This window comes from Pseudomonas meliae (assembly GCF_001400515.1).
GTDB lineage: Bacteria > Pseudomonadota > Gammaproteobacteria > Pseudomonadales > Pseudomonadaceae > Aquipseudomonas > Aquipseudomonas amygdali.
Genome location: NZ_LJQT01000422.1, coordinates 1 through 713, shown reverse-complemented (window position 1 = coordinate 713; position 713 = coordinate 1). Strand labels below are relative to the sequence as shown.

Below are 713 nucleotides of genomic sequence, written 5' to 3'. Positions count from 1 at the left end.
AAATTTCTGACAGTCTCCCTTTGCCAAGACACGCAAGCACCACGCTCATGCAGCAACGCTGCGCCTGGAAGGACTCCAGCCGCTCATTTGGCGGCTATAAACAAATATCCGAGTCAGGCCAATAACAACTCAGGCCACTCCCCTTGCACGAGTCTCATCCGACCAATCAGCCGCCGACCTTGGCCCAGCGGAGGGATCCAGACTGCTGACCGCATCCAGGCGTTGAATCTGTTCGTCAGTCAGCGTCAGCGACAAGGCGCCCAGATTATCGGCAATCTGCTCGTGCGAACGAGGCCCGATGATAGGAACAGCGCCGTGCGAACCTGCCCAGGCAATGGCAACCTGACCCGCGCTTACGCCAAGCTCACCGGCAACCTCCAGAACAGTATCGAGAATCCGTGTGCGCTGCGTCGAGTTCTCAGGCTGGAATACCTTGCCGCCAAACCCCTCAGCGCGCCCGCTCTCCCCTTTGCGATATTTGCCGGTCAGCATGCCACCACCCAGAGGTGACCAGGTGACGACGCCAAGGCCAAGCGCGTAAGAAGCCTGAAAAAGATCGGCCTCAGGCTCGCGATGCACCAGGCTGTGCTCGAACTGAGCGGCTGCAATCGGTAATGCACGGCTGATTTCGGCCAGCGTAACCGCGCGAGCAAGCCGCCATGCAGGCCCAATGGGAGCGAAGCTGAGATTTGCGACACTTGGGCTGGGTACCT

The 713-nt window shown here is 59.6% G+C and carries 1 protein-coding gene; it reads right to left on the bottom strand.

Features of this window, described 5'->3' with window-relative positions; translation table 11 throughout:
• Nucleotides 1-129 precede the first annotated feature (129 nt).
• On the bottom strand, nucleotides 130-713 hold a 584-nt coding region (locus ALO64_RS19360; RefSeq protein WP_162232078.1), incomplete at its 5' end, for an aldo/keto reductase.